Source organism: Paenibacillus sp. NPDC056579, from assembly GCF_042793215.1.
In the GTDB taxonomy this organism is placed as follows: domain Bacteria; phylum Bacillota; class Bacilli; order Paenibacillales; family NBRC-103111; genus Paenibacillus_S.
Map to the genome: position 1 here is coordinate 1 of NZ_JBHTVD010000007.1, position 26,711 is coordinate 26,711.

Genomic DNA, 26,711 nt, shown 5'->3' on the forward strand with positions numbered 1-26,711 from the left:
ACGCGTACCCATACCGAACACGACCGTTAAGCCTTCCAGCGTCGATGGTACTTGGACCGAAGGGTCCTGGGAGAGTAGAACGTCGCCAAGCGGACCATTTCCACTTGATGTGGTTTTTTTGTCGCTATGAAAGCTCAAGGGCCTTTAGCTCAGCTGGTTAGAGCGCACCCCTGATAAGGGTGAGGTCGGTGGTTCGAGTCCACTAAGGCCCACCATGTTTCCTACAAGATGAAGTCGGTTGACTTAGACTTGATACATAGGGGCTTGAACGATTTTCACAGTAACGTCTGGGGCCATAGCTCAGCTGGGAGAGCGCCTGCCTTGCAAGCAGGAGGTCAGCGGTTCGATCCCGCTTGGCTCCACCATTCGTTCCCTGATAGCTCAGTTGGTAGAGCACTCGACTGTTAATCGAGTTGTCACAGGTTCGAGTCCTGTTCGGGGAGCCATCTTTCTTCTCGATAGTATATGCAGCACGGCCCGTTGGTCAAGGGGTTAAGACACCTCCCTTTCACGGAGGTAACAGGGGTTCGAATCCCCTACGGGTCACCACTATTTCCCATAATATTACGGAGGCTTAGCTCAGCTGGGAGAGCATCTGCCTTACAAGCAGAGGGTCGGCGGTTCGATCCCGTCAGCCTCCACCATATAAGTACAACGACGCGGGGTGGAGCAGCCCGGTAGCTCGTCGGGCTCATAACCCGAAGGCCGCAGGTTCAAATCCTGCCCCCGCAACCAATTTTCTTCTAGTGTGGAGCCGTGGTGTAGAGGCCTAACATGCCTGCCTGTCACGCAGGAGACCGCGGGTTCGAATCCCGTCGGCTCCGCCATTTTTTACAATTTCATAAGGCTCGGTAGCTCAGTCGGTAGAGCAGAGGACTGAAAATCCTCGTGTCGGCGGTTCGATTCCGTCCCGAGCCATGTTTGCCGCTGTAGCTCAATTGGTAGAGCAACTGACTTGTAATCAGTAGGTTGGGGGTTCAAGTCCTCTCGGCGGCACCATCATGGAGGCTTAGCGAAGTGGCCAAACGCAGCAGACTGTAAATCTGTTCTCTGACGAGTTCGGTGGTTCGAATCCATCAGCCTCCATATAGGGGCATAGTTTAAAGGTAGAACAAAGGTCTCCAAAACCTTTGGTGTGGGTTCGATTCCTGCTGCCCCTGCCAGATCATGGCGATCAAAATCAGATCGTCTTGAATATATTAGTGTGAGCCATTAGCTCAGTTGGTAGAGCACCTGACTTTTAATCAGGGTGTCGTAGGTTCGAGTCCTACATGGCTCAGATGCATGCGTTCGTGGCGGAATTGGCAGACGCGCACGGTTCAGGTCCGTGTGGGCTAACCCCCCGTGGAGGTTCGAGTCCTCTCGAGCGCATCAGTTTGCGGAAGTGGCTCAGCGGTAGAGCATCGCCTTGCCAAGGCGAGGGTCGCGGGTTCGATTCCCGTCTTCCGCTTTCATTACATGATTTGGCGCCATAGCCAAGTGGTAAGGCAGAGCTCTGCAAAAGCTTTACCCCCAGTTCGAGTCTGGGTGGCGCCTCCAATGTAATGCATTCAAGTTAATCCATATGTGCCCTTAGCTCAGCCGGATAGAGCGTTTGACTACGAATCAAAAGGTCGGGAGTTCGAATCTCTCAGGGCACGCCATTTTTTAAAAGCAAGCCGGTATGGCGGAATTGGCAGACGCGCGCGACTCAAAATCGTGAGGGAAACCGTGGGGGTTCAAGTCCCTCTACCGGCACCATATCTTCGGGACGTAGCTCAGCTTGGTAGAGCACCTGGTTTGGGACCAGGGGGTCGCATGTTCAAATCGTGTCGTCCCGACCATGTATTGCTTGTACGGCAACTGTTTTGCCGAGAAGCATTTTCGCATTTATGCGGGTGTAGTTCAATGGTAGAACTCCAGCCTTCCAAGCTGGTAGCGTGGGTTCGATTCCCATCACCCGCTTAGGATGTATTGCAAAAGAGGTTGCAGACTTTCAAAGTCCGCAGCCTCTTTTTAGTTTTTCTGTATGTTCAGCCGGTATTGATGCGGGGTAATGCCCATGGTCTCGCGGAACACTTTGCAGAAGTGTGACGGATTCGGAATGCCGACCCTTGCGCCAATCTCGGGTACCGTCAAAGCGGATTTGCTCTTGGTCAGCCAGACGCACGCATGCCGGATTCTCGTTGCCTGAACGTAGGCCAATATCGTCGTGCCTGTTGCTTCCTTGAACAAGTGGGCCAAGTGATAGCGGGAAAGGTGCAGCTCCGCGGCCATTTGCTCCAGCCGAAACGGCTCGTGGTAATGCAGCTCGATCCATTTCATAATTTCTTCGGCGTGATGATGGTATCTGGATGTGCCGGTGCTCTCGGCTTCAGGCTGTTGGTCCTGCCAAATTCTCCGCAGCTGACGTAAATAACCAAGAAGAAAGAAATGAAATTCTTCGCCGATTTCGTTCGGAGACATAGCTGCGCGGCTCTCATGGAAATGGCCCATTAAAGAAACGAGCGGGTCGGATTCGCTAATCGGCATGACGGGCTTCAATGCTTTTTGCTGCTTCAGAAGCTGAAAAAAACCTTTTAATCCGGGAAACGGATCCCAATACGGCTGCAAAGTGGCCGGATCGAACATCATCATGCTTCGGACGAACGGCTGCCCGGGTTTTACCTCCATTTGAACCCGATGAAGCTGGAACGGATGGAATACCATCAGCATGCCCGGGCCGATCGGATAGGTCGTACCCTCGATGATTAAGTTGCCGCAGCCTTCGTGAACGTAAGTAAATTCCATTTCCAGATGCGCATGAAAAACTTCTTTGAAAACCACTTCGGAAGTACGCCGGTAATGAAACAAAAAAGGCTCCATCCCAATCACCACGATTCAAAAGGTGTATGCAGTCCGGTGTCCGCATTTTCTCTTCATTATAGCAAGATTAGAACATATTAGCACAAGATCATTTTACAAAGTGGTAATGAAATCGCTTAATATGAGAGGAAATAAGAGGATGAAATGGAGGAGCTGTTCATGTTACGTGTTGCCGTTATTGGGGCAGGAGCTATTTCCGCAGCGCACATACAGGCTTATTTATCGTTTCCGGAGCGATGCCGCATTGTTGCGGTTGCCGACGTATTTCCAGAGAAGGCGGAGGAGAGCATTCGCCGGTTTGGATTGCAAGCGAAGGCTGTAGCCGACTATAAAGAGCTGCTCGACGAGGGAATCGACCTTGTATCGGTTTGTACGCCTCCATATACGCACGCTCCGATTACCATCGATTTTTTACTTGCAGGCACGAATGTGGTGGTAGAAAAGCCTATGGCTTCGTCGCTGCAGGAATGCGATGAAATGCTGGCGGCTGCGGCAAAAAGCGGGAAGAGGCTGTCGGTCATTGCCCAGAACCGGTTTCGTACGCCGATGATGAAGCTCAAACAAATCGTCGATGAGGGCGTAGCAGGCAAAATATTGCATGCCCAGGTCGATTCCTTCTGGTGGCGGGGACACTGCTATTACGATCTGTGGTGGCGCGGGACATGGGAGAAGGAAGGCGGAGGCTGCACGATCAATCACGCCGTACATCATATCGATGCGCTGCAATGGATGATGGGGATGCCTGAGGAAGTGCATGCTTTTATGAGCAATACGGCACACGATAATGCGGAGGTAGAGGATCTGTCGGTTGCGGTGCTGAGGTTCAAGGGCGGAGCGCTCGGGCAAGTAACCAGCTCTGTCGTCCATCACGGCGAGGAACAGCAGATCATCCTGCAAGGGGCCGACGCCCGAATCTCCATGCCTTGGAAAATCAAAGCATCGGTATCCAAAGAAAACGGCTTCCCTGCACCTAACCCTTCGCTGGAGCAGCAAATTCAAGCATTGTACGAGCAGCTCCCCGACGTCGAATATGAAGGACATAAAGGACAGATCGATAATGTGCTTCAGGCGATAGAGAACGGGTCGGACTTGTTGATCGACGGGACGAGCGGAAGAAATACGTTGGAGTTTATTACCGCAATCTATAAGTCGGCCAGCACCGGGCATTCCGTGAAGCTGCCGCTGTCTAGGAATGACGAGTTTTACACGAGGGAAGGCATTCAGGCGAAAGCCACTCATTTCTACGAAAAAACACGATCGGTCACGGCTTTTGCCAAAAACGATATTACGATTTCGGGGCAGTAAACGATTCGTAGAACGGTTTGCGAGCACTGATAATTTTGTTATCTAAAATCTAGGCATGGTGCAGTATTTGAAAAAAAGCTTGGTTGGAGGTCTTCGCGACCCCCGACCAAGCTTTTTTGTTGATACATTTGCCGTAAATAATGCCGAGCTAGACCCGATGCTCATCCGCGCGCCACTGTTTGATCGCCTTTTTGATGTCGGCGGGCTGCAGGTTCTCCTTGGCGGCTTTTTTGCATAAGGCAGGGAATTCCGCATCACCGGCAAATCGCAAGGCGACCACTTGAGAGGCCGTAAGCCGCGGGTCCAATGTATCTCCTGTGAGCATGTAATGGCGGAAATTTTCCTCGTTTCGTATGATGCGGTCCTGAAGCTTCGTTGCGTAGAGCCGTGTGAGAAAAAAAGTGATGATCAGGCTTGTCGCCGCGATGACGGCAAAGAAGGATACCCACGAGATCGTCATGATGAAATAGACAATAGATGCTATCCAAGTAATGAGAGCCAATGGAAAGCCGATGAAATGGAAAAGCGGATGAAGCCTTTTATGATTTCCATAGTTCTGTTCCTGCATGTTTAGGATCCTCCTCTTTGATAGCAGAAGCTGCTGCTCCCCGCATCGAATGTTATTTATGTATTCCATCCGAACGCTGAATTTTCCTTCTATTTATTGTATAGCTGTTGTTAATTTCTAGCCGGCTGAGGGGCTGCCAGCGCCTCCACAACCTGTTCAATAATGCGTCTGCGTCCCCCCGGGGTCCAGCTCATAATAAGCCAGTTCGGAACGAACAAGGGCTCCGGCTGCCGGGATGCAGGAGACAAAGGAGTCTCGGGGATCAGCTGAAGCTTGGATACCAACGCTTCCGCTTCATTGCGGTTCCCGAATGTGATAGTGAACAGCTGATCCGTTTCCACGGCGGTAAGCTCCTCCGGCTGCCATTCATCCCGCATTTTATTGCGCGGAACCGACCGGCCGGGCAGAAGCCCCAATTCCTTATAAATCAGCTCGTTCAGCGGATGATGGATCGTGCCTTGGATACGCAATAAGCCCGGTATGACCTGCATGATGGTGACGGTCTTCGTACCGTTAGCGCGATTCAATCGGTTGCGAGCTTCATCTATGCTCTCGTCGAGCTGATGAAACGTTTGTATCGCTTCGCGTTCACGCCCTACGAGCTCGGCAATTTTCAAGTGGGTGGCGCGCCAGTCGAGATTGTGCTCCAAAATGACGGTTGGAGCTATTTGCTTGAACTCATCGTAATACGCGAGATGAGCGTAATCGCCGATAATCAGATCCGGTGCGGCCAGCCTCAGCTGCTCGAGCTGGGCCAGTATTCGCAGACCGTGCTCGGCTTCGCCTGCACCGGGATATTTGTAGCAATCAACGGCGGAGACCGCCTCCTGGCCCATCGACGACAGGTTATCTTGCAAGCCCCAGCGTGAGGCAATCGCGACTTTCAATCGCTCTCTTTTGATAAACAGCGTTGGGGGGAGACCGACGAACTCCTTGAATATCCGGCTGAAATAATATTCGCTGCTGTAGCCGACAGCGGAAGCGACGTCCTTCACTGTGCTTCCGGGTGACAGCAGAAGCTTGGCATGATCAATGCGGATCCGGTTTAGAAAATCGGTCGGAGACAGCCCTGTTTTTCGCTTGAAGCTGCGGCAAAAAGCATTGGGAGTCAGCTTGGCGATGTCGGCCAGCGTGTTTCTCGTTATTTTCTCATGAAAATAATGCCTCATGTAGGCAATGCAACGATCGATTCCGGCATCATCGGCACGGCTTGCTTCCTGCTTGGCCGCCAGATCGCGGATTATGAAATCTATCAACGACTGGAGCTGTCTGTCCGGATCAGCGGGCCATGTACCAGACCGTAAGGTAAGCGAGTCGTAAAGCTCCTCGATTCTCCGGTGAGCTTGTTTGCCGTCGCCAATAGGCACGTGGCCTCGGGACAGTAACGGGGGAAGCTCTGAGGAACCGGCAAGCTGCCAATGCCCTTTTCGTTTAATGGCGGTCCGGGCGTCGATCACAATAAGATAATACTCCAGGCTGCCGCTTTTTGCCGCAGCTTCGACGAATGTGCCGGGCGGCAGGTAAAAGAGCTGCAATGGCCCAATGGAATGGACCGATTCATTTAGGGTAAGCACTCCGGTGCCTTGGACAACAAAACAAAGCATAGGAACGGGGATTCTCCGGCGTACGGTTACCGGTTTTCTGCTGCGGTATTTCCGAATGGATGACAGCAGATACAGGGTATGGGGGATGGTTCTTGTACGGTTCATAGCCACTTCCTTCAACTCCGCTCTTGGAATACCTCCGGATATAATGGGGTTCAGGTAGTATCGTTTAACAAAACGGATACTCCAGAGCATGGACGATCGATCTGCCATGCCATACACTATTTAAATGATAACAATTATCATTATCAAAAAAAAGGGGAGAGAAGCAAGATGTTTAGAAAAACAACATTTCCAGTGATGGCTATCCTGCTGTCGCTGGCATTGATTTTATCCGCATGCGGATCGGGAGGAGCATCGAACACAGCACCGGCGGCAGGCAATGAGAAAACGGGCGGAGCGGCCGCTGCCGGGGCTCAAAATCAGCAGGCGAAGCAGCCGGAAGCGAGCAAGCCGTACACGGTAAAGCATGCCATGGGAGAAACAACGGTTAAGGGCGACCCCAAGCGGGTTGTCGTTCTGGGCAACGATGCGGTTGAAGCCGCGCTGGCGCTTGGTATCAAACCGGTCGGTATGGTTAAAGCATGGGGTGTCCAGCCTATGTATGATCATTTGAAAGACAAACTGGACGGAGTGCAGATCGTCGGTGATGAGAACCAGCCGAACATGGAGGCAATCGTTGCTTTGAAGCCCGATTTGATCATCGGAATCAAGCTGCGTCAGGAGAAAATATATGACCAATTATCTGCTATTGCTCCGACGATTTTCTCGGAAAGAACGAACTCGGACTCATTAATCAATTTTAAACTGTATGCGGAAGCTTTGAACAAGAAGGAAGAAGGGGACAAGAAGCTTGCCGAGTTTGACAAGCATGTAAAAGAGCTGCAGCAAAAGCTGGGAGACAAGATCAATACGAAGGTTTCCCTCGTCCGGTTCTACGTGGCAGACAAGGTTCGCGTCTACTATCAAGATACGTTTGCCGGAGGCATTTTGAAGAAAGTCGGCTTGAAGCGACCTGCTGCACAGGATAAAGAGACGTTCGCCGATATCATCAGCAGGGAACGGATGCCGGAGCTGGATGGCGATATTATGTTCTATTTCACGCTGGAGGACGAAAAGGGAGAAACGACGAAGAACGAGAAGCTGTGGCAGGAAGATCCGTTGTGGAAAAACCTGGACGTCGTAAAAAGAGGCAAGACGATCAAGGTCAACGACGGCATTTGGAATTCATCCGGCGGTATTTTGTCGGCCCATTTGCTGCTTGACGATTTGGAAAAGTATTTGCTCAAATAGTCTAATCCTGCTGACCAGCGGCCCGTATCCCGAATCAATGATTCCGGATGCGGGCTTTTTGGTATAGAAGGCAGCAGCGCTTCGGGAAGGAGGGAGAAAGGTGCAGGCTTGGCTCTTACCCTCATTCAATGTATAATATAAGGAAACATATGTTCTTAAACCGTTGTTATTGAAGTCGATCTATGCTTACCTAAAGAGGTGAATGAACCATGTTTCTGCGCAGTGTTTCCATTCTAAGAGATCAATTCCCTGACGTTAGAAAATATCCTTTCTCGATACCAGCATTGCGCGATGCGGAGAAGATTGCGTTTAACGGCAACGTCACTTTTTTCGTTGGCGAGAACGGATCTGGAAAATCGACCATTTTGGAAGCGATCGCCTACCAATGCGGATTCAATACGGCGGGGGGAGGAAGGAACAATAGCTACGAGGTGGACGCTTCCCGATCCTCGTTAGGGGATTATATCAGGCTGTCGTGGATGCCAAAAATCACGAACGGATTTTTCCTGCGTGCCGAAACGTTTTATCATTTTGCCTCCCACCTGGACGAAATTCCGGATAGCTTGCAATATTACGGCGGTAAATCTCTGCATAAGCAGTCTCATGGAGAAGCATTTTTATCTTTATTTCAGCACCGGTTCGGCAAAAAGGCGATTTACTTGTTGGACGAGCCGGAGGCCGCGCTCTCTCCCGCACGCCAGTTGGCGCTTATGCGCATTATGAAGGATCTGGAGAAGGAAGCGCAATTTATTGTCGCGACGCATTCTCCCCTATTGCTTGGCTATCCGAATGCCCAAATCGTCAACTTCGATACCGCCCCGATCGGTGAAATTGCTTATGAAGATACACTGCATTATATTGTGACGCGTCGGTTTTTGGAGAACAGGAAAGCGGTTTTGGAGGAATTGTTCCGGGATTAATACGGCCCTTTATCCCGCTATTACAGGCTTGCCGCACATGGGAAGCTCCGATTATTCGGTATACGCTTACTGCCTTGGGGGCTTTCGGCTTTTACAGAGATTCCCGTCAAACCGCTCGTTGACCGGATCGTGCCGTTATCGCACTTGCTCGGGGCAGAGCAGGTACAGCTTCTGGAGGAGCGGCTGGCGCACGCAAATCTGGATGAAGCGGTGGACGTGCTCCAGACTTACTTTCATTCCATCCTTCGGCCTTCGGCTATCGGTAACCCCATGATCCCCATCTTATCGAAGCTGTATTACGAGCCTATGCAATATAGCATACATAAAGCGATTGAGGAAAGCGGTTATTCCCAAAGGCAATTCGAACGAATATGCTCTGAGCTCATCGGGATGTCCGGCAAAAGACTTCACAAAATTACCCGGTTCAATAAGGCGCGGCTGCGGATTTTGTTCCATCCGGACGTCGGCCTTCACGAATGCATGCTTGATTTAGGCTATTACGATTATGCTCATTTCTCCAAAGAGTTCAAGCTTTGCCTGGGAGTTACTCCTTCGGAATTCCAGAAATGGATGCTCAAGCAGCACGATGTGCTGAAGCATCGGGGCCGATTATCCTTTTGGACGACGGATACCATGTATAATCCTCGTTGAGATAGGGACAATAGTACAGGTTCACAAATTCCGCAGGATTTCAAGGAGGCACTTATCCATGCACCAGGTTATTCAACAGCTTCAGCATTGCCAGCAAACGATTGGGCAGCTGATTCAGCAAACACAGCAGGCAAGTCAGAATTATGAGCAAATGCTTCGCCAAGAGCAGCAAAATGCTCAACAGCTTGAGATTCTGGCTCAGCGTGAGCGTCAAGCGTCCCAGATGATCCAAATGACGCTCCAAGGCCATCAGACGGCCATTCAGCGCATGCAGGAATGTTTGCAAATGTGCGCGCAAATGGAGCAATCGGTCCGTCAGCAGCAAGCAAACATGGTATTCCAGAACCAGAACCAAGCCTACTCCGCATATAACCGCGGCACTATGTACCAGTAGAATGCGAAGCCCTCTTCTTGATGAAGAGGGCTTTTTGTCGAAAGGGCTGTTGGCGATTTATTTATGCTGACGGAGGCCGAATACATTGCCGTCGTTATCTTTGAATTGAGCGAAAATACCGAAGCCGAGTTCCTTAGGCTCCTCGATCTCTACACCTTTCGCTTTCAGCTTGGCGTAAGCCGCCTGAATGTCGTCGGTTTGAAAGACGATGCCCAAGGTTTGCGCTCCTGCTTCAGGCATCATGGATTTCGGATAAATCGTGATGCAGCTTTCCGCGCCCGGAGGAGACAGCTCCATCCAGAACGCATGGGGTCCCATTGGAATTTTCTTTTGGATTTCGAAGCCTACTTGCTCGACCCAGAATGCTTCGGCTTTTTCCTGGTCGTCTACATATACGGATACGGTCGCTATTTTGTTGAACATATCGATTCCTCCTTTTGTTTTGCTGCAGCAATCTATTTATAGCATAAGGCGATTCGGTCCTGCATGTAAAAAAACGACATCCTTAATAAGCATGTCACGAATTTAATGTTTCTATAAGGTTTCGTTCATGTCGCTTTAAGAAACGGGCGTTATTATAATACTCGACCCCCTTAATATAGATTGCGGTACGCGAACCGAATAGGCGCGCATCGCAGCGCTGCATGGCAGGCCGACTGGAGACCAAGCTCCGGTCGGCCTGTTCGCGTTGACAAGGGCGGTGCCAAAAGGTTTGAAAATAGTTCAACCTTTTGAGCGGCTCATTTCTCTCCTATAATAGCAATAAATCCAACAACGATAGAGTGAGCAGGAGGTCAACGACACTATGAGAATCATTTATTTGGATATCGATTCGCTTCGTCCCGATCATATGGGCTGCTACGGATATAACCGGAATACGACGCCCAACATTGATTCCATCGCAAGCAAAGGCGTGCGCTTCAACAGCTGCTACTGCGCATCGTCACCGTGCGTTCCGTCCCGGGCCAGCTTCGTATCCGGACGCTTCGGCATCAACCATGGAGCCTTGACCCATTGGGGACCCGGCGGCGAATTTCAATATCCCGAGGGAGACGGCCACAGCAGAGAGGTTCCTTTTTTCACAAGGTATTTACGTGAAGCCGGAATGAAGACGGTTACATTCTCGTCGTTCGGTGATAGGCATCATGCCTGGTGGTATTTTGCCGGCTGGAACGAAGTGCATACCCATTCGCTGAAGGAGGGCAACGAGAACGCCGACGAGGTGAACGATGCCGTCATCCCTTGGCTGAAGCAGCACGGCAAGGAAGACAATTACTTTTTGCATATTCAATACTGGGATCCTCACACGTTCTATACGTATCCGATCGAATATATGGAGCAGTGGAAGGACACTCCGGTCAAACCGTTCCCGGATGAAGCGGCGATTGCTTCGCAGCAGAAGGACAGCTTCCCGCGGTCGGCGACGTTCCTGCATTGGGGAGACAGCTATCCGGCCACGATGCCGGGACGCATTTCCAACAGGGATGATTTCAAGCACGCGGTGGACGGCTACGACGGCGGCATCAGCTATATGGACCGGCACGTCGGCCAGCTGCTCGACACGCTGCGCGAGCTGGGCATCGAAGACGAGGTAAGCTTCGTCATTAGCGCGGATCACGGGGAATCGATGGGCGAGCAGGGCATCTACATCGAGCATGCCAGCGCTACCGAAGCGGTCCATCATCTTCCGCTGATCATGACCGTACCCGGTATGACACAGCAGGGGCAAGCCATCGACGGATTCGTCTACAATGTCGACGTCATCGCAACGATCGCCGAGCTCGCAGGCCTTGAAGTACCGTCCGGCTGGGATGGCAAGTCGTTCCTGCCGGCGCTGAGAGGAGAGCATTGGGAAGGCCGCGACTACCTCGTCATGGATCATGCTTTGTACGTATGCCAGCGCGCGGTCCGGGATGCCCGGTGGTATTTTATCCGCACCTATCACCCGGGTCTATACCTGCACTTTGACGAAGTGACCTTGTACGACATGGAGAACGATCCGAATCAGACGGTCAATGTGGCGGACCAATACCCTGACATCGTGAAGGAAATGGACCACCGTCTCACCCAATGGCAGCATGAGCAAGCGCGCAAGCCGGGCTATAAGGTAGACCCGATGCAAAAGGTGATCGAAACGGGGCCTTGGAAATATTTGAGTGCCGAGGATTGGATTCGCCGATTGGACCGCAAAGGGTGGAGCGAAGCCGCCGATCAGCTGCGCCGTACTTATGTCAAAGAAGCTTTACAGCCCGCTTATGACGGATAAGATCGGCAGCAAGTAAGCAAACCCCATACAAGTCATAATCCGTAAAGAAGGAGGCTGTTCCCTTTGAAAAAAATTCCGAATGGATTACTAACTGTCATTTCCATCATCGTCGGGATTGCACTATGGTATGTGTTGTCGGCCATACCGGCCGTAGGAGCGATAATTACGAATCCGACCATCGTAGTCGGCACGCTGATCGAAGAAGTGTCCAGCGGCCGCATGTGGACGAATATCGGGGCCAGCTTGTTCCGCGTGCTCGGAGGCTTTTCGCTTGGCCTGATCGTAGCGATCCCCGTAGCCTTTCTTATGGGCTGGTACAGCGTCATCCGATCCGTGGTCGAGCCTTGGATCCAATTTTTCCGTACGATTCCTCCTATTGCGCTTATTCCGCTTGTTATCGTAGCGCAGGGCGTAGGGGAATCCGCCAAGGTGACGGTCATTTTCGTATCGACGTTTCTCGTTATGGTTATCTCGATTTTTCAGGGCGTACGCAATGTCGACCCGACGCTGATCCGCGCCTCCCGCGTTCTTGGAGCAAGAGACAGAGACATCTTCTTCGAGGTTATCGTACCGGCTTCGTTTCCGTACATTCTGGTCGGCGTTCGGCTCGGTTTGGCCGCGGCGTGGACGACATTGGTAGCTGCAGAGCTGACGGGAGCGAGCAAAGGACTCGGCAACATGATCATGGAGGCAAGTCTATATTTCCGGATGGAAGTCGTTATTCTTGGTATTATCGTGATCGGAATTATCGGTTTAGCGATGGATAAATTCGTTCTCTTCTTGGAAAGGAGGCTGACGGGATGGCAGGAAGTACGCAACGCCTAGAAGCAGCACAAGTCATGGAAGCCGTGAAACAGCCCAAAATCGAAATCGCCGGCTTGTCCAAAATTTATAAAGGCCGCAATGGGGACGTCACCGCGCTGCAAAACACGGATTTGACCATTAATCAAAACGAATTCGTCTGCGTCGTAGGCCCGAGCGGCTGCGGCAAAACGACACTGCTCAACATTATTGCGGGCCTGGAGGATAAGACCTCCGGATCGGTGAAGGTGGACGGCGTCGAGGTGAAGGGTCCGGGGAAGGAACGCGGAGTCGTATTCCAGCAGTATGCGCTGTTTCCATGGAAAACGGTATTGAAAAACGTCGAGTTCGGCTTGAAGCTGCGCGGCTTAAGCAAGCAGGAGCGCAAGGAGACGGCCGAGCGGTATTTGGAAATCGTCGGGCTTAAGGATTTCGCGAACGCTTACCCGAAGGAGCTGTCGGGCGGGATGAAGCAGCGCGTGGCGATTGCCCGTGCCTACGCGGTGCAGCCTGCGGTGCTTCTGATGGATGAGCCGTTCGGAGCGCTGGATGCCCAAACCCGCGCCCAGCTGCAGGAGGAGCTGCTCAAAACCTGGCAGACCGAGAAAAAGACCTGCTTTTTCATCACGCACGATGTGGAAGAAGCGGTGATCCTGGCGCAGAGGGTGATCATTATGAGCGCCCGGCCCGGCCGGATCAAGGAAATTATCGACGTCGACATTCCGTATCCGAGAGATCAGGCGACGAAGCTGGATGAGCGGTTCGTCCGTATCAAGAACGAAATCTGGTCGAAGGTGTATCGGGAATACCTGGAAGTGGCAAAATAATCGCACGTATAAAAGGAGAGGGTCTTTATGTTGTTGAAACGCAAATCAACATTCCGGTTGTCCGTTCTTGCCGCCGTACTTGGTACGGTCATGGCGGTTTCAGCGTGCTCCCCGGGAGGCGGAGGCAATGCTTCGTCCCCGGCTCAAGCTCCCGAGCCGAATAAGCCGGCGGGCAAGACGCCAACGATTAACGTCGCCTACATGCCTGATATGAACGGAGCGACGCCGATCGTTATCGGCGAGGAGAAGGGCTTCTTCAAGGAAGCCGGCATCAACGTCAATGCGGTCAAATTTTTGAGCGGCCCTCCGGAATTCCAGGCCATGGCTTCAGGCGACATCGATATTGCCTACATCGGTCCTGGCGCTACATTCCTCGCGGCGCAAGGCAAAGGGCACATCATTAACATTGTCAGCCTGGGCAAAAGCGACATGGTGTTCGCAACGAAAAAATCGGGAATCAAGACATGGGCCGACTTGAAAGGAAAAACCGTAGGCGTGCCTAAAGGGACGTCCGGGGAGATGGTGCTCAACCTAGGCTTGGAGAAAGGCGGCCTGAAGCCGAGCGATGTGAACATCGTCAACATGGACGTAGCCGGCGCGGTTTCCGCTTATGTAGCCAATAAAGTCGACGCGGTGGCGATCTGGTCTCCGTATACGCTCGAGATCGAGAAGCAGGTCGGCAAAGAAAATATGGTGAAGCTGGGCGATAACAGCGATTTTTTCCCGGAATATATATTCCCGGCGAGCTGGGTAGTCAATCCGAAGTTTTTGCAGGAGAAGCCGGATTTGGTGGAGAAATTTCTGAAAGCGATTGCCAAGACGACCGACTATAAGCTGCAAAATAAAGAGGAAGCGATTAAAATGACAGCTGCCTATACGCAGGTGCCGGAGGAATCGTTGAAGCTGCAGCTAGATTCGCTCGAATGGCTCGACAATAAAAAAATCGCCGATGCGTTCAAGGACGGCACGGCGAAGAAATGGTACGAGAATTTGGAAAAGCTGTTCGTACAAAACGGCAATCTGAAGGAAGTTATTCCGGCGGACAAATTTCTGATGACCGATCCTTTTATTAAAGCGACAGCGAATTAATTTTGGCCGAAGCCAGCCATGCACGGAAAATGAATAAGCCTAGCCAACAGGACCTCGGGCTCTTGTCGGTTAGGCTTATTTTTCGTTACAAGCTTCAAAACCAGTCCATCCACAAGCTGCGCACCGGAAGCCAGATGCAAACGCAGAGGAGCACGAAGCAGAACAAAGCTTCCGTCTTCGATCCGGTATCGATGGCTACAAATTTGGGGAGCAGGCGGACTTTTTTGCGAATGGGCCAGAAGAGCGCTACTCCTTGCTCGTTGAGCAGGTCGATGAGCGGATGGGAGGCGTATGCCAGCACAAAGGTCCAATAATACAGCTCTGGTATCGGCGAGGCTGCCATCGCGATCAATGCCATGAAAATAATGGAATGAGTCAGCGTGCGGTGATGAATTTTCAATAGTTTGAGCAAAGCGGACAGCGGGAAAAACAATTTGGCCATGACGGAGCCGGGCTTATCGATATCCGCAAGCGGTCCGGCAAAGCAGCCGAGCAGCAGCGCTCCCGCCGTCTCCCACGACCATAAAGGGACGTCGTAATACAGAAGGACGCATTCGGCCGCCAGTACGCCCGCAGTGCTGTGTGTTCGTTGAAGCATGATGAGAAACCTCCGGTTCTTCTAAGATGCCATTACGACATAAGTACATATGTTCGCGTAAGGAATAACTTTCTTAGAATACCACAAACCGGCTGCTTATGCATCCCTCTGAAGCCTTAAGTTTCGGCGGTGTCCCGGCTGTCAATCCAGCAGCTTCTTGAGCAGCTGGGTACGATTCGTCGCCTGCAGCTTGCCGAGCATCGATTTCATATGCTTTTTCACGGTCACTTCGCTAATGTAGAGAGAGGCCGCAATTTCCACATTCGTATATCCCTTTTCCAAAAGCTTGGCGACCTCCTTCTCGCGAACGGTCAGATCGTTCCGTTTCAGAATCGGATCTTCATCCGGCTCCGGGGCAGGCGGCACGTCGTGGAGCAGATCGCTCTGCCGTATAATGCTTTGCTGGCCGGTTAGCTTCAGCATTCTATGAATATAGCTGACGATCCGCTCGTCCTGCATATCGATTACGAACGTATTGGTTTCCGTCACGCCGTCATAATTTCGGTGGCTGCCGTGATGTGCCGTTTCAAAGCCAAGGCTTTTATGAGCTTCTATGAAATAAGGAAACGGAGCGGGAGATTCTACAATAAATTCGCCTGTAAAAATCAACGAGTGCAGCAAATGGCCGATGGCTGTCTGCTGAGCTGCATCCCCGAAATCGACGGTGTCTATCGTTTCGATAAACCAGCCAGCCCGTGTATACGCAGGAACGGACAGCCGCTTGTGCAGGTCCGGCGGCAAGCTGCCGAAATAGGCCGACGACCTGGGAGCCTGCTGCAAATAAGGCAAGGTCCTGCTGTTGATCGGAATGATGACAGCGAGCCCGATCATCTCGCCCGCCGCATCCCTCATCGTCCGTACAACGTCATATCCCAAGCCGAACAGCGCGTCAAAATCGAGTGATTGAACGGTAAAGCGCGATTCCGCTGCCGATATGAAAAATTCAAAAACCCGGCTCGTATAAGGATCGAATAGCTCGATCCGGGTATCCTTGGCTGTTTCTTGCCGCCTGCGGACATAAGCCTCCAGCTCCTCTTTATATCCAACGCCTGCCGTTTCAAAATGTCTCGGAGACAGCTCGAACCAGTTCATGAACGCCCGGATCAGAGCATCGCCGATGTAATACATCAATTCAACGGCTTCTCGCGCATTCGGAGACTGGCTGCCCGTGTCGACAAGCCTATCATAATAATATTGCAAGGCCTTGCTTTTAATTGCCTCATATACCGAAGGGGTTCTGGAAAGAAGCTCTCTTTGGATCGCATCCCTCATTAATGCATGCACGGTCCATCCCCGGTCTGCTTTGCGGATAAAGGAGAATCGGATTAATTGATAAAACTCCGAAGCAGTGATCTCCCGTCCCATGACGAACGACAAGCTTTCCTGATTAAAATGCCGGAGAACGGAAGCGGCCTCGACAAAAGGGCGCATATAGTCTCCCGGTACCTCCCGGAGCCATTGATTCACAAGATAAGGCAGCGTACTCTCGTCACCCGGAATCGCTTCCTTGGAACCGGACTGGCTCAGAATGAAGGTAACCAGCGACATGGTCAAAGGATGGCCGCTCGAGTAGCGCCAAATGCGCTCGACGCTATCGCGGTCACTCACGTGGCTGTATTCCGCATAACGCTCCACCGACGGGTAGTCGAGATCGGTCAACGGCATGCGCAGGATGAGCTGCCTCCAGGCAGGGGACAAATACCATGGTTCGGTAAGCGGGTATCTGCCGGCTATGACGATCAGAATATGGGGATCCAGCTGCTTGAGAAAAAAGTCGCGCAGCCATTGGTCCATACTTTCCATCCGCTCGTATACATCGATCTGCAAAAGAATCCGCTGCGACGAAGCCAGCTTGTTAAGAAACTGTACGCATGCGTTGGGGAGCTGCGATTCGTCCGTACGGTCGCTGCCGTCATACCTTAGCGCATCGAGAATATGCCCGCAAAACGCTTGCGGAGTTTTGACGAAGCCGTCGCTGTCTATCGTTACACATTGGCCTTCCCTTGCGCGAGCCTGTCTTTGAAATTCGTCAAGAAGAAAGCTTTTGCCGATCCCTGCCGTTCCGTATAGGTTCACTATTTTTGTAGAGCGGGCGGAATCGTTCCATACCTCAAGAAAGGCCGTCAGCTCCTGCTTACGCCCCACCAGCAATCGGCTCTCCAGCTCATCGAGCCTTGTGTCTTCCATAGTTATCACCCGCCTGGATTATTTTCGATGGAAAAATCCGTTATTTTCCTATTTTAACTTGTTTCCGTGCGGGATGATATACCGATTATTGGCCGAGGGGTATCCCTTCGTATACCACATTTGTATCTGTTGGGATACTTATACGCCAATTGGCGAAATGGTACTCTTAGATGGAAATTAAAGGAGGCAGGAACGGATGAACGATGACCGACATTTTCGCTTGGGCAGCGCTGCACTATACGCCCGAGACAGAGAGAGGCTGATAACTTTTTATCAAACGATGTTCGATATGAAGCTCGTAGGGGCGGATGAGTCTTGGGAAATATCGCTGCTGGCATTCGAACGGAACGCGGTACATTATGACTTAAGCGTTGTCGGCGATCCCCGTTCTGTCCAAATGGGGGTCTACGCGAGCTCGCTTGCTGTGCTGAAGGAGCTCTGGCACAAGGTGAATGAGCGGGGCATTCCGATACGCGGTCCTTATAGGGGCTCCCACGGAGTATCGATTCAGTTCAACGACCCGGAAGGAAACCGGATCGAGGTTACCTGGCCGGATGAATTCCCGGACCAGGCGGTTGGCCCGTACGCGCCGGAACCTGCTGTGGAATGGTCATGGCTAGGAGAAGGAAGACCGAATAACAGCTATGAATTGCAGCAGCGGCGTTTTGAAGGAGGACGTTAAATCCATGAAGGAGCTCATCGAGGTCAGTAAGAGCATCAAGCTTTCGATTGCATGTTTCTTGGCGGTTTGCGTGATCGCAGTCTTACCATCCGTTTTTGCAGCATATCATAGAGACGGCGATCAAGCCCATCATTGCCGTTGTGTGGATAAAGAGCTCGACCGTGCGCCATGGTTCGTGCTTATCCGTTCGCATCGGCTGTATTCATCGTAAGAGCCGGATAAGAGCAGCGAAGCGGAAATCAATTTTTGGTAGAAAGAGTGATATCGTCGTGAAACGAGCAACCCTTTTTGTAGTCATTATGAGTTTATTATGGGGATTGATTACACCGGCCTTGGCTGCGAACGGAACGGCAGCTTCTGCAGATACGATGCCGAGGTCTATTCAAGACGGCATGGAAGGAGTTGGACGAACGGTTACAAGACAAGTGGCGCAGCTGAGCACGGACGGTGCTGCGGTCAGCCAATCGGTATACAATCCGAAGCAGCTAGCAGCACCTGTCTTATCACTGGACCCTCCTGTATTGGAGCCGCTGCCGGAGCTGACCAAGCAGCCTTTTGTTGAAGTGAAGGGCTCGGCCAAGCTGAATGCTGCGGTGACCGTACAGCTTAGCTTCAACGGAGGACCTTATTTCGATGCCGGCTCCACGGTCGTTACCGGTGTATATGGGGCGGCAACAGGTCCGTTCACTGTACCGGTCTCGCTTGCCTCGGAAGGAACCTATTCGATTGCTGCGACAGCCAAGCTGGACGGTGTGAGCAGCGACAAATCCAATATAATGCGGGTAGAGGTAGACCGTACCGCTCCGGCTTACCCATACGAGCTCTCTTGGACGAATCCGTCGTACGATCGAATCGAGCTGGAATGGAAGCCGCCTACCGTATTGAATCCGGACGGATCAGGCACCTATATCCCGGACCCGGATCTGGATCATTACCTGGTGGTCAAGGACGGTAAATCCGTTAAAGAAACAAAGCTTCCTTATCATTTGGAGACGGATGTTCCGGAAATGACTTATGTCGACTACGAAATATATTCCGTCGATAAAGCGGGAAACCAGTCGGAAGGCTACTATCATCAGCTTACGGCGAGCTTTCAAAAAAATACATCCTTAATCGCAAGCTCAACGGACACAGCGGAAGGCAGAGAATGGTTCTGGGATTCGGTCATCAGCCGTGACGGCCTATCCGCAGCGTTCAGATCGGCTAAGCGGGATTTGGAAACGCCGGGCTCGCCGCCGCCGGATGCAGCCGATTACAGTCTTTACTTCCACCGGATGGATACCGGCAAGACGATCCGGATCGGTGATGCCCCGGACATGTATGATGCATACGGAGTCATTAACCTGAGTGCGGACGGCCGTTATGCTGTTTATTCATCTCGCAGGGACGACAGCGGGAACAGCGAGCTGGTCTTGTACGATACGGCCTCGCGAATCCGCGTGCCGCTGGTTCACATGAACGGCTCAGCCAATGAGATAGCGTTGAGCGACGATGCGAATTGGGTCGCCTTTTCCTCTGATTCGGCAGACATTGTGAGCGGTGACACCAACGGGCAGTCGGATGTGTTCGTATACAACCGGGCGACGAAAGAGACGAAGCGGATCAGCGCCGGACCGGGAGAGCAGCAGGCGAATGCCGCCAGCGGTCAGCCTGCCTTGAGCGGGGACGGGAAGTACGTCGCCTTCACGTCGGATGCGACGAATTTGATTCCGGGCGGACACGACCGGACGCTTAGCCGCTTATTCCTGTACAACATAGAGACCGGCGTATTGGAGCACATTCCGGTAGTGGACGGAGACAATACGGAGAGACGGGCGTGGCTGCCGAATTTGTCTCGAGACGGAAGCTTACTGGCTTATACCGCCAACTATGAGTCCGAAGAAAGCCGCGTGACCGTCTTGGACCGCCGCTCCGGGACTCACCGCATTGCAGCCGACTTTCCTTCCAGCTTGAGCATATCGCTGGAGAAGCCTAGACTAAGCGCGGACGGACGGTACGTCGTTGTAGATTACAACAATTACGATCCGTTCGGAAGCTCCTCTTCACCGCCGTTTAACTCTCATGCCGGGGTTGTGCGCATCGATCTGAAAACAGGCGAGTTCAAGCCGATAGGCAACAGAGCCCGAAAGTCGGCCTCCTCGGATATTGGTGCGAACGGCAACCAGGCTTTATACATTCAGGACGGCGCGGCTGTGTATTCCGTATGCTTCGAGTCGTGCGGTCAGACGGCGCCTGGAGGCGACATCCAGAAAGCGGCTTGGCATACGGAGCAGACCGTTCACGGCCAGCCGTTTCCAGGCAGCGACATCATGCTGTATGCCTACGGAACCGCCGGTCAGCAATTAAGGGCCGTTGTCGGCTACAAGGACCGGTCCGGTGGCGCACAAACGGCGACGGTCGATTTAACCGCAGATACCGGGTCGGGTACGGTATATAGCGGCTCCTTCGTCATACCGGCTGAGGCGACGGAACTCACATCGGTCAGAGCCGTCAGCAAGACGGATCCTTCGGTGTATAAAGATGCCGCCTCATTGCCTGTGCCCGTGGCAGGAAAGCTGAACGTGAAGGTTCAGGCTCGGCCGGAATACGAACCGTTTCTTCGCGGCGCCAACATCGTCTTATGGAGCGAAGCCGCCCGGCAAGGCAACAGCGTCAAGCTCAAGGACGGAATGGACGTCGGCATTGGGCTCGGAGCGGCCTCCGATTATACGCTCCGCGTCATTGATACGAAAGGAAATCTGCTGCTTCAGCAAAACGGAATTGTCATAGAAAGAGGGAAGGAAAGCGCCCTTACGGTGGATGCCCTGCCTTCGGCTGAGCTGGCTGTAACCGTGAAGAGCGAAGACGACGGTGCAGTCATCGGCCAGGCGAAGGTACAATTGCTTGACCGCAACGGCTCCATACTGAGCGCGGTCCAGACGAATTTTAATGGCGAAGCCAAGTTTACGGGAAGCTTTCTGACCGGTGACGAGGTTAAGCTTCGCGTAACCGCCTATTCGCCGTACTTGAATCCTCCGGAAGCTGCGCTGCAGCTGCAGCCCGGCCTTAATACGAAGCCTTTTTCCCTGGAAAAAGAAACATTCGGCAATGTGGAAGGAACCGTGACCGATCCGGATGGAAAGCCGGTTGCAGGAGTACGTGTTGCGCTCACGGAGCCTATGGGCGGACGCAGGGTGAAAGATACGGTAACCGACGGTCAGGGACGGTACAGCTTGCGAACGAATGCAAGCACGTATTGGCTCCAAGCCGAGAAGATACTTCCACCTCTGCTATCGACAGAAAAGCCGGTTACTGTCAAAATGCTGCCGGGACAGACGGTTACGGCGGATTTGCAGGTAATCCCCCAAGGGCCCGGCAGGATCGAGCTGGTCACTTTAATGAAGCCCGTGGACGGGGATTGGCAAAAGATCGAAATGCCGGACTGGAGATCGGCTGTTCATTATGGGCTTACTGTCAAGGGGGGCTCACCAAGCTTTCGCTATAATACAAACGGAGTGACGGATAATCTGCTTCCTGTTGTCGGTGCTCCAGGTGAGCAAGTGACCGTATGCATGGACGGTACGGAGGCAGGCCTCCAATCCGCATGCACGGAGGTTACGCTGGACGAATACCGCAGCGGCACTGCCGAGCTTAGGCTGGAGGAGAAAGGAAGAATTACAGGGAGAATCGCAGGCGAAACGAATTACTCCGGATTCTACGCCTATGCCAATACCATTAACGGGCAGCGGGTCGGTTACTTCCGCGGGTCCACAGTCGATAGCAGCGGCCGCTTCTCCATCTCCCTTCCGCAAAGCGGGAAGGTGGAGCTGCTGATCAACTTGGAAACTTGGCCGACCAATAGAGGCCGCAGCAGCTACTCGAAATTCGTAGACGTGGCGGAAGGCCAGTTGCTGGATCTCGGCGATATCCTGATGCCTTCAGGTGAGCTGTTCTACGGCAAGCCGGATAACGGGCTGAACGTGCTGGAAATGACGGCGGTGCCGGGGAGCACCGTAACATTAAGGGGCAGCTACAAGCTTCCTTATACGAATCGCGTGTCTTTGGCAGGAGGATACCTCGGCATTGAAGTGCCGGCGGGAACGGAGCTGGTGCCGGGCAGCGTGATGCTGAAAGGCGTTCCGGTGGAGCCGGTACCCGGGAGTGAAGGCTCCGGTACGTGGAAGGTGCCAATCGGCACAATCACCGCCAGAGAATTGGTGGCGTTCAGCTACAGGCTGAAGCTGGATCCGAATGCTTCTAACGATGTGATGGCTCGTGTCCATATCGGCTATGACGACGCTCAAGGAACGAAGGAGGAGCTTCTAGGCATCTCGTGGATTCGGCTGGAGCAGCTTACCCTCGAGGCGCCCAAGCGGACTACGGAGCATACGATCAAAGTAAGCGGCCGCGCTCCCGCAGGGCAGACGGTGTCTGTATACGCCGATGACCAGCTGGTCGGCCAAACGCAATCGACGCCGGGCGGTCTCTGGTATTCGAGCGTTACGCTGCCACCCAAGCCGGAAAAGGGCGTATGGAGCAAAGGATCGTCGACCTATGTGCTTAGAGCTCAGGCTCAAGCTGAAGCGGGTACCGCAGGAAACACTGCACCTTCGAAGACGGCTGCTGTGACGGTGGACTCCGGTTATACAGCGATCAAAAACATCGTCATGCGCCAGCCGGAAGGCAGCCGGGTATCTATCAATCCTGCGGAAGGCGTAGCCCGCTTTCCATTCGTTATCGTACCTTCCATGCCGATCTTTTTCGAACTGGAGTCTAACGCTCCCGAGCTCATAACAAACGTAAAAGTTCGATTGGGCGATGTGGAGATACCGGCCTTCTACAATAAAGAGGACGGCAAATTCCATGCCATGATGCAGCCTGTTTCTTATATGGGCTCGGGGCTTTACGTAACGTATGACGAGAAGCCGAAAGCGTTTGAGAAAGGACCCGTTCCTACGGAAGAGGATTGGAAGGCCGAGCAAGCCAGAATGACGGATGTTTGGCGGAATGCCACGTATGAGCTGCTGGATGAGCAATCGGGTGAACAGCCGTTCACGGATGAAGTGACGCCGGCAGACGACGGTTTCGTTCATTCTCCGACCCTGAAAATCAAATATAATATGGATGGAAAAGAAGAGCTTGGGTATTTCCGTTTGTCGGCCAAGGCGGCATCAGGCAACTTCGGCGGCGGGAAAAAGTACCGGGATGTGAAAACGCGGGTTAATGAAGAAGCAGGCATTATCGAGATGGAAGCTACGATAGACGCATCCCTGCTGATGGGAGACGCAGCGGCTCCCATCCGGGCGCTTCTTGGACCGGCGGCTGCCGCGGAAGCCGGAGGCATTACGGTCAAAAGCACGTTTAGGGTCGGCGGCGCCTTATTCAATTTGAGCAAGTATGTGACGGACGGCTTGGATTTTGCCGAATATGCCGATCAGCTGATCGAATTTCAGGATTATGTTATTGCTACGGAATGCCATTCGCCGACCGTCAATCATTATCTTCGCCAAACCGAAAGACTGTTTAACCAGGCTAAACGCAATCTTATCGTCAAAAACGCAACGACCGGTCTGGCTCTGGTGGCGGGTACATTAACGTTGGTTATTCCGCCCGTAGGCGGAGTGATTATTGGCGGAGTGTTAGGCGTGATGGGCTATATAGCGAAAAGCAGCTGGCAGGATGAGCTGGATAAGCTGAAGGCCGATTTCGAGAAGGAGAAGCAATGGCGTGACGATATGGCCGAAGCGGGCGCGATCGATCGCTGCGACAAGAAGGATGACGATGATGACGATGATAACGACGATCATGACGATAACCGTCCCGACGACGATGATAAAGTCGCAGATCCTGCGTGGATCTATGATCCGAGCGGCTACGTGTATGAGACCTTGCCCGAGAACCGGTTGGAGGGCGTAACGGCCACCATTCTGAAGAAGAACGAAGAGAACGGCGCGTGGGAGCTGTGGGATTCCGATTGGTACGGCCAATCGAACCCGCTCGTTACCGACGGGCAAGGGAAGTACGGCTGGGATGTGCCCGAAGGCAAATGGCAGGTGCTGTATGAAAAAGACGGCTACCTTCCGGCTCGAAGTCCCGAATTGACTGTGCTGCCCCCTCATCTGGATGTGAATATTCCGATGAAGTCGCTGGAGCCGCCGCGCGTGACTGTCGCCGATGCCGTATATGGCACCGGGGTTCGAGTAAGGTTCAGCAAATATATGCTGGCCGACTCTCTGACCATCATCGTAGAAACAACGGATGGAGAACGTATCGAAGGAACCGTCGAGCCTGCAGGGGCCGTCAAGGATGCGGAAAATCAGCTTGTTTCCCGGCAATTCCGGTGGATCCCTTCCGGTGTGGTTACCGCAGGCAAGGAATATAAAGTGACGGTAGCCGGATGGGTAAACAGCTACGCCAAAGTATCCATGGAGCAGGATTACTCCGCTACGGTGACTATGAAGCCGAGCGGTACTCCTCCGGCTGAAGCAGCCGAGCAGCTTAAGACGACGGCGGGCCGCAAGCAGCTCGGTGTTCATTGGAAAGGCATGGAGAGTCTCGATGCCGGCAAACTGAAGCTGTATTGGCGTGTGAAAGGCAGCAGCGCTGCCTACGCCGGACCGGTAGAGCTGGACAGCGGACAAAACGAATACTTGCTAGGCGGGCTGCTGCCCGGCACCACGTATGAATTGAAGCTGGCTGCTGCGTCAGCAGACGGTACAGCGGAATCGGCTGGTATTACTGCCGAGGGTACAACGATTCAGGAGGACCCGCTCATCGTGGATACGACCCCGGCGGCCGAGGTTGCCCAAGCGGCGATTCAGCCGGGAACATCCGCACTTACTGTGAGCTGGACCGACCCGGGAGACGCCGATTTGCGCAATGTCCTCGTCTCGTGGAAAAAGCGGACGGATGCGCGCTTCGGCAAGCCTGTCGATGTAGATCCGGGCGTCGGCACGCTGCGCATCGATGGACTGGAGTCATCGACAGAGTATCAAGTGCGCATCATGACGTCGGACCGAATCTCGAACCTGTCGCAAGGAATTACGCTGGATGCGAGAACCAAGGGGACGGAACCCGAGCCCGATCGAACGCCGCCGCAAGAGGTGAGCTCACTTTCTGTGAATTATGCGACTAGCGAAGGCTTTACCGTAAAATGGACCGATCCGGCGGACGCCGATTTGAAGGAAATTCGTATCTCCGTGAAAAAACAGGGAGAGGGAGAAGCGTTCGGAACGGACATCGCGATACCGAAAGGAACGTCTCAGTATAGCTTTACAGGACTTCAAGCCGATACAGGCTACCAGGTTCGATTGGTGACCGCGGACTTGAGCGGCAACGTTTCGGCTGGCGTTACGGTAGACGCTCGTACTGCCGCCAAGAGCAGGGGCCGTGGCGGTGGCGGCGGAGGAGGAACGACAGTCCCTCCAGTGGAACAACCGGCTGCAAACGTGGTGGAGCTTAGTCCGAAGGCCGGGGAATGGAGCGGATACGAGCAGCGGATCCGTTTCCGGTACGAAGAGGGAACATTCCCGGCAGGCAGCCGGATGAATGTGCACAAGGTCGAGACCGGCCCAGTGCCGGCCGGCTATGAAGCTTACAGCGAAGCGTTCCGACTTCAGCTTGAGTCGGGAACAATGGGCAAACCGCTGCAGCTTTCCTTGCACTATGATCCGGTGAAGCATGCGGATTTCGATGTACGCAAGCTGGGTATCTACCGGAAGGATGAGTCAGGTATCTCCGGCGGCTGGACGTACATCGGCGGCATAGCCAATTCCGCTGAAGGCATGATCACAGCAAGAGTGGCGCAGCCCGGAACGTACGCTGTCATGGCCTACGGGCGGCCCTTCGCGGACCTGAGAGAGCACTGGTCCCGCAGGGACGTGCAGGTGCTGATCTCAAGGCATCTGATCGACGGCATGACGGAGCAAACGTTCGAACCGGAGCAGCCTATGACGAGAGCGCAGTTTACGAAGCTGCTGGTGGAGATGACGGCGAGCCGTGAAGCCGTTGCCGGAAATGGAACGGGCGTCAAGCTCGCGCCATTGACGGAAGCGCCGTTTAGCGATGTCGATGCGCAGGCTTGGTATGCGCCGTACATCGCATGGGCGAAGCAGAAGGGACTGGTGGAAGGCTCGGACGGCTTGTTCCGTCCCGACGATGTGCTGACGCGGCAGGAGCTCGCAGCGCTTATCGTCAGGGCGCTCGGACTAGAAGCGCAAGCCCAGTCCGAAGCAAAGGAGCTTGCCGAGGCCGGCGCCGTCCCGGGCTTTGCGGACGGTGCAGCCATCGCCACATGGGCTGCAGGCTATGTAGAGACCGCCCGCAAACAGGGGCTGATGGACGGCGTGGATGAAGGAAGGTTCGCACCGGAGCTTACCGCAAGCAGAGCTCAGGGAGCTGTATTGATTCTCCGCGCCATGGAACGGCTTGGGTTAGTAGGCAAGTAGAAGTAGTGAAACCGTCGGGGATATGATGTCCCTGACGGTTTTTTTATTTGGAGAGGAGCAGGGGAGGGTAGCCACTAACCGGGCGGATAGGCTGCATAGTACACAGTTCTAGGGAGCGGGTTAGCTTTTGATGGGACTAGGCCCTTAACTTTGATCGACTAGCCAACCGGTTAGGAGCAGAAATAAGTGGCAGGGGCGCGCAGAGTTGAACCGGAAGAGGAGATGGGTAATGGGTTGGAAAAGCGGAGCGCCCGCC

Annotated in this window: 18 protein-coding genes, 19 tRNA genes, 1 rRNA gene and 1 pseudogene; 33 read left to right on the forward strand and 6 right to left on the reverse strand. The window is 53.3% G+C overall.

Annotated features, from left to right (window positions below; all coding sequences use genetic code 11):
* From rrf to ACFQ88_RS24935, 20 genes are all read left to right on the forward strand, one after another.
* Positions 1–91, forward strand: a 5S ribosomal RNA gene (rrf, locus tag ACFQ88_RS24840); the annotation flags it as partial.
* A gap of 47 nt (positions 92–138) precedes the next feature.
* Positions 139–215 (forward strand) — tRNA-Ile (locus ACFQ88_RS24845).
* Positions 216–289: 74 nt separating this feature from the next.
* A tRNA-Ala gene (locus ACFQ88_RS24850) sits at positions 290–365 on the forward strand.
* Positions 366–370: 5 nt separating this feature from the next.
* Positions 371–446 (forward strand) — tRNA-Asn (locus ACFQ88_RS24855).
* Positions 447–474: 28 nt separating this feature from the next.
* Positions 475–549, forward strand: a tRNA-Glu gene (locus tag ACFQ88_RS24860).
* Between the two features lie 19 nt (positions 550–568).
* A tRNA-Val gene (locus tag ACFQ88_RS24865) sits at positions 569–644 on the forward strand.
* A gap of 14 nt (positions 645–658) precedes the next feature.
* Positions 659–735, forward strand: a tRNA-Met gene (locus ACFQ88_RS24870).
* Between the two features lie 15 nt (positions 736–750).
* Positions 751–827 (forward strand) — tRNA-Asp (locus ACFQ88_RS24875).
* Between the two features lie 18 nt (positions 828–845).
* Positions 846–918 (forward strand) — tRNA-Phe (locus tag ACFQ88_RS24880).
* Positions 919–923: 5 nt separating this feature from the next.
* A tRNA-Thr gene (locus ACFQ88_RS24885) sits at positions 924–999 on the forward strand.
* A 4-nt stretch (positions 1,000–1,003) separates the two neighbouring features.
* Positions 1,004–1,086: transfer RNA gene (locus ACFQ88_RS24890), tRNA-Tyr, on the forward strand.
* A gap of 3 nt (positions 1,087–1,089) precedes the next feature.
* A tRNA-Trp gene (locus ACFQ88_RS24895) sits at positions 1,090–1,163 on the forward strand.
* A gap of 43 nt (positions 1,164–1,206) precedes the next feature.
* A tRNA-Lys gene (locus ACFQ88_RS24900) sits at positions 1,207–1,279 on the forward strand.
* A gap of 7 nt (positions 1,280–1,286) precedes the next feature.
* Positions 1,287–1,371 (forward strand) — tRNA-Leu (locus ACFQ88_RS24905).
* A 7-nt stretch (positions 1,372–1,378) separates the two neighbouring features.
* A tRNA-Gly gene (locus tag ACFQ88_RS24910) sits at positions 1,379–1,450 on the forward strand.
* A gap of 15 nt (positions 1,451–1,465) precedes the next feature.
* Positions 1,466–1,539: transfer RNA gene (locus ACFQ88_RS24915), tRNA-Cys, on the forward strand.
* 27 nt (positions 1,540–1,566) lie between these two features.
* Positions 1,567–1,643, forward strand: a tRNA-Arg gene (locus tag ACFQ88_RS24920).
* A gap of 14 nt (positions 1,644–1,657) precedes the next feature.
* Positions 1,658–1,740 (forward strand) — tRNA-Leu (locus tag ACFQ88_RS24925).
* A gap of 6 nt (positions 1,741–1,746) precedes the next feature.
* Positions 1,747–1,823 (forward strand) — tRNA-Pro (locus tag ACFQ88_RS24930).
* A gap of 50 nt (positions 1,824–1,873) precedes the next feature.
* Positions 1,874–1,944, forward strand: a tRNA-Gly gene (locus ACFQ88_RS24935).
* A 51-nt stretch (positions 1,945–1,995) separates the two neighbouring features.
* Here the strand turns inward: ACFQ88_RS24935 and ACFQ88_RS24940 are convergent.
* Positions 1,996–2,832 (reverse strand): AraC family transcriptional regulator, encoded by an 837-nt coding sequence (locus tag ACFQ88_RS24940; protein ID WP_379458007.1) that lies wholly within the window; start codon positions 2,830–2,832, stop codon positions 1,996–1,998.
* A gap of 171 nt (positions 2,833–3,003) precedes the next feature.
* Between ACFQ88_RS24940 and ACFQ88_RS24945 the strand changes: the two genes are divergently transcribed.
* Positions 3,004–4,149: a Gfo/Idh/MocA family protein gene (locus ACFQ88_RS24945; RefSeq protein WP_379458009.1), complete on the forward strand. Its 1,146-nt coding sequence runs from the start codon at positions 3,004–3,006 to the stop codon at positions 4,147–4,149.
* 148 nt (positions 4,150–4,297) lie between these two features.
* On the opposite strand, the gene ACFQ88_RS24950 is transcribed toward ACFQ88_RS24945, so the two are convergent.
* Positions 4,298–4,717 carry a DUF6526 family protein gene (locus ACFQ88_RS24950; RefSeq protein WP_239629270.1) on the reverse strand — a complete coding sequence of 140 codons (420 nt, stop codon included), beginning with the start codon at positions 4,715–4,717 and terminating at the stop codon, positions 4,298–4,300.
* Positions 4,718–4,827: 110 nt separating this feature from the next.
* A complete protein-coding gene (locus ACFQ88_RS24955; RefSeq protein WP_379458012.1) occupies positions 4,828–6,426 on the reverse strand; it encodes an AraC family transcriptional regulator in 1,599 nt (532 codons plus the stop codon).
* Between the two features lie 168 nt (positions 6,427–6,594).
* On the opposite strand from ACFQ88_RS24955, the gene ACFQ88_RS24960 reads away from it, so the two are divergent.
* The 5 genes and pseudogenes from ACFQ88_RS24960 to ACFQ88_RS24980 all read left to right on the forward strand — a co-directional run bounded on the left by ACFQ88_RS24960 (position 6,595) and on the right by ACFQ88_RS24980 (position 9,579).
* Complete coding sequence (locus ACFQ88_RS24960) at positions 6,595–7,614, forward strand: ABC transporter substrate-binding protein (protein ID WP_379458014.1); 1,020 nt, start codon at positions 6,595–6,597, stop codon at positions 7,612–7,614.
* 209 nt (positions 7,615–7,823) lie between these two features.
* On the forward strand, positions 7,824–8,534 hold the full coding sequence (locus ACFQ88_RS24965) for an AAA family ATPase (RefSeq protein ID WP_239629263.1): 711 nt from the start codon (positions 7,824–7,826) through the stop codon (positions 8,532–8,534).
* A 12-nt stretch (positions 8,535–8,546) separates the two neighbouring features.
* A pseudogene (locus ACFQ88_RS24970) lies at positions 8,547–8,657 on the forward strand (hypothetical protein); the annotation flags it as partial.
* Between the two features lie 6 nt (positions 8,658–8,663).
* Complete coding sequence (locus tag ACFQ88_RS24975; RefSeq protein WP_379458017.1) at positions 8,664–9,185, forward strand: helix-turn-helix domain-containing protein; 522 nt, start codon at positions 8,664–8,666, stop codon at positions 9,183–9,185.
* Between the two features lie 58 nt (positions 9,186–9,243).
* A complete protein-coding gene (locus ACFQ88_RS24980) occupies positions 9,244–9,579 on the forward strand; it encodes a hypothetical protein (protein WP_379458019.1) in 336 nt (111 codons plus the stop codon).
* A gap of 57 nt (positions 9,580–9,636) precedes the next feature.
* Here ACFQ88_RS24980 and ACFQ88_RS24985 read toward each other — a convergent pair whose 3' ends face one another.
* Positions 9,637–10,002 (reverse strand): VOC family protein, encoded by a 366-nt coding sequence (locus tag ACFQ88_RS24985; protein ID WP_239629260.1) that lies wholly within the window; start codon positions 10,000–10,002, stop codon positions 9,637–9,639.
* Positions 10,003–10,384: 382 nt separating this feature from the next.
* Between ACFQ88_RS24985 and ACFQ88_RS24990 the strand changes: the two genes are divergently transcribed.
* The 4 genes from ACFQ88_RS24990 (at position 10,385) to ACFQ88_RS25005 (ending at position 14,562) form a co-directional block, all read left to right on the forward strand.
* Positions 10,385–11,845, forward strand: coding sequence for a sulfatase family protein (locus ACFQ88_RS24990; RefSeq protein WP_379458021.1), 1,461 nt, complete (start codon positions 10,385–10,387; stop codon positions 11,843–11,845).
* Between the two features lie 63 nt (positions 11,846–11,908).
* Positions 11,909–12,670: an ABC transporter permease gene (locus ACFQ88_RS24995; RefSeq protein ID WP_239629258.1), complete on the forward strand. Its 762-nt coding sequence runs from the start codon at positions 11,909–11,911 to the stop codon at positions 12,668–12,670.
* Positions 12,646–13,473 carry an ABC transporter ATP-binding protein gene (locus tag ACFQ88_RS25000; protein ID WP_379458024.1) on the forward strand — a complete coding sequence of 276 codons (828 nt, stop codon included), beginning with the start codon at positions 12,646–12,648 and terminating at the stop codon, positions 13,471–13,473. Before ACFQ88_RS24995 ends, ACFQ88_RS25000 begins: the two co-directional genes overlap by 25 nt.
* 27 nt (positions 13,474–13,500) lie before the next feature.
* Positions 13,501–14,562 (forward strand): ABC transporter substrate-binding protein, encoded by a 1,062-nt coding sequence (locus ACFQ88_RS25005; RefSeq protein ID WP_379458026.1) that lies wholly within the window; start codon positions 13,501–13,503, stop codon positions 14,560–14,562.
* Positions 14,563–14,656: 94 nt separating this feature from the next.
* Here ACFQ88_RS25005 and ACFQ88_RS25010 read toward each other — a convergent pair whose 3' ends face one another.
* Together ACFQ88_RS25010 and ACFQ88_RS25015 are read right to left on the reverse strand one after the other, a co-directional pair.
* Complete coding sequence (locus ACFQ88_RS25010) at positions 14,657–15,160, reverse strand: metal-dependent hydrolase (protein ID WP_239629255.1); 504 nt, start codon at positions 15,158–15,160, stop codon at positions 14,657–14,659.
* 141 nt (positions 15,161–15,301) lie between these two features.
* The gene (locus ACFQ88_RS25015; protein WP_379458029.1) at positions 15,302–17,347 is read right to left on the reverse strand and encodes a helix-turn-helix transcriptional regulator; all 2,046 of its coding nucleotides are present in this window, start codon (positions 17,345–17,347) and stop codon (positions 15,302–15,304) included.
* A 196-nt stretch (positions 17,348–17,543) separates the two neighbouring features.
* Here ACFQ88_RS25015 and ACFQ88_RS25020 point away from each other — a divergent pair, with 196 nt between their 5' ends.
* Genes ACFQ88_RS25020 through ACFQ88_RS25030 form a run of 3 tightly spaced genes read left to right on the forward strand, consistent with a single transcriptional unit; the run spans position 17,544 to position 26,455 of the window.
* Positions 17,544–18,029 carry a VOC family protein gene (locus tag ACFQ88_RS25020; protein ID WP_379458031.1) on the forward strand — a complete coding sequence of 162 codons (486 nt, stop codon included), beginning with the start codon at positions 17,544–17,546 and terminating at the stop codon, positions 18,027–18,029.
* A gap of 4 nt (positions 18,030–18,033) precedes the next feature.
* A complete protein-coding gene (locus tag ACFQ88_RS25025; RefSeq protein ID WP_379458033.1) occupies positions 18,034–18,240 on the forward strand; it encodes a hypothetical protein in 207 nt (68 codons plus the stop codon).
* A gap of 58 nt (positions 18,241–18,298) precedes the next feature.
* Entirely contained in the window at positions 18,299–26,455 is an 8,157-nt protein-coding gene (locus ACFQ88_RS25030; protein ID WP_379458035.1) for an S-layer homology domain-containing protein, read from the forward strand.
* The last annotated feature ends 256 nt before the right edge of the window (positions 26,456–26,711 follow it).

What these genes read in the sequence shown, in the direction of transcription:
- ACFQ88_RS24945 (WP_379458009.1), top strand. Translation starts at nt 3,004, where the DNA reads ATGTTACGTGTTGCCGTTATTGGGGCAGGAGCTATTTCCGCAGCGCAC.
- ACFQ88_RS24950 (WP_239629270.1), bottom strand. Translation starts at nt 4,717, where the DNA reads ATGCAGGAACAGAACTATGGAAATCATAAAAGGCTTCATCCGCTTTTC.
- ACFQ88_RS24955 (WP_379458012.1), bottom strand. Translation starts at nt 6,426, where the DNA reads ATGAACCGTACAAGAACCATCCCCCATACCCTGTATCTGCTGTCATCC.
- ACFQ88_RS24960 (WP_379458014.1), top strand. Translation starts at nt 6,595, where the DNA reads ATGTTTAGAAAAACAACATTTCCAGTGATGGCTATCCTGCTGTCGCTG.
- ACFQ88_RS24965 (WP_239629263.1), top strand. Translation starts at nt 7,824, where the DNA reads ATGTTTCTGCGCAGTGTTTCCATTCTAAGAGATCAATTCCCTGACGTT.
- ACFQ88_RS24980 (WP_379458019.1), top strand. Translation starts at nt 9,244, where the DNA reads ATGCACCAGGTTATTCAACAGCTTCAGCATTGCCAGCAAACGATTGGG.
- ACFQ88_RS24985 (WP_239629260.1), bottom strand. Translation starts at nt 10,002, where the DNA reads ATGTTCAACAAAATAGCGACCGTATCCGTATATGTAGACGACCAGGAA.
- ACFQ88_RS24990 (WP_379458021.1), top strand. Translation starts at nt 10,385, where the DNA reads ATGAGAATCATTTATTTGGATATCGATTCGCTTCGTCCCGATCATATG.
- ACFQ88_RS25000 (WP_379458024.1), top strand. Translation starts at nt 12,646, where the DNA reads ATGGCAGGAAGTACGCAACGCCTAGAAGCAGCACAAGTCATGGAAGCC.
- ACFQ88_RS25005 (WP_379458026.1), top strand. Translation starts at nt 13,501, where the DNA reads ATGTTGTTGAAACGCAAATCAACATTCCGGTTGTCCGTTCTTGCCGCC.
- ACFQ88_RS25010 (WP_239629255.1), bottom strand. Translation starts at nt 15,160, where the DNA reads ATGCTTCAACGAACACACAGCACTGCGGGCGTACTGGCGGCCGAATGC.
- ACFQ88_RS25015 (WP_379458029.1), bottom strand. Translation starts at nt 17,347, where the DNA reads ATGGAAGACACAAGGCTCGATGAGCTGGAGAGCCGATTGCTGGTGGGG.
- ACFQ88_RS25020 (WP_379458031.1), top strand. Translation starts at nt 17,544, where the DNA reads ATGAACGATGACCGACATTTTCGCTTGGGCAGCGCTGCACTATACGCC.
- ACFQ88_RS25025 (WP_379458033.1), top strand. Translation starts at nt 18,034, where the DNA reads ATGAAGGAGCTCATCGAGGTCAGTAAGAGCATCAAGCTTTCGATTGCA.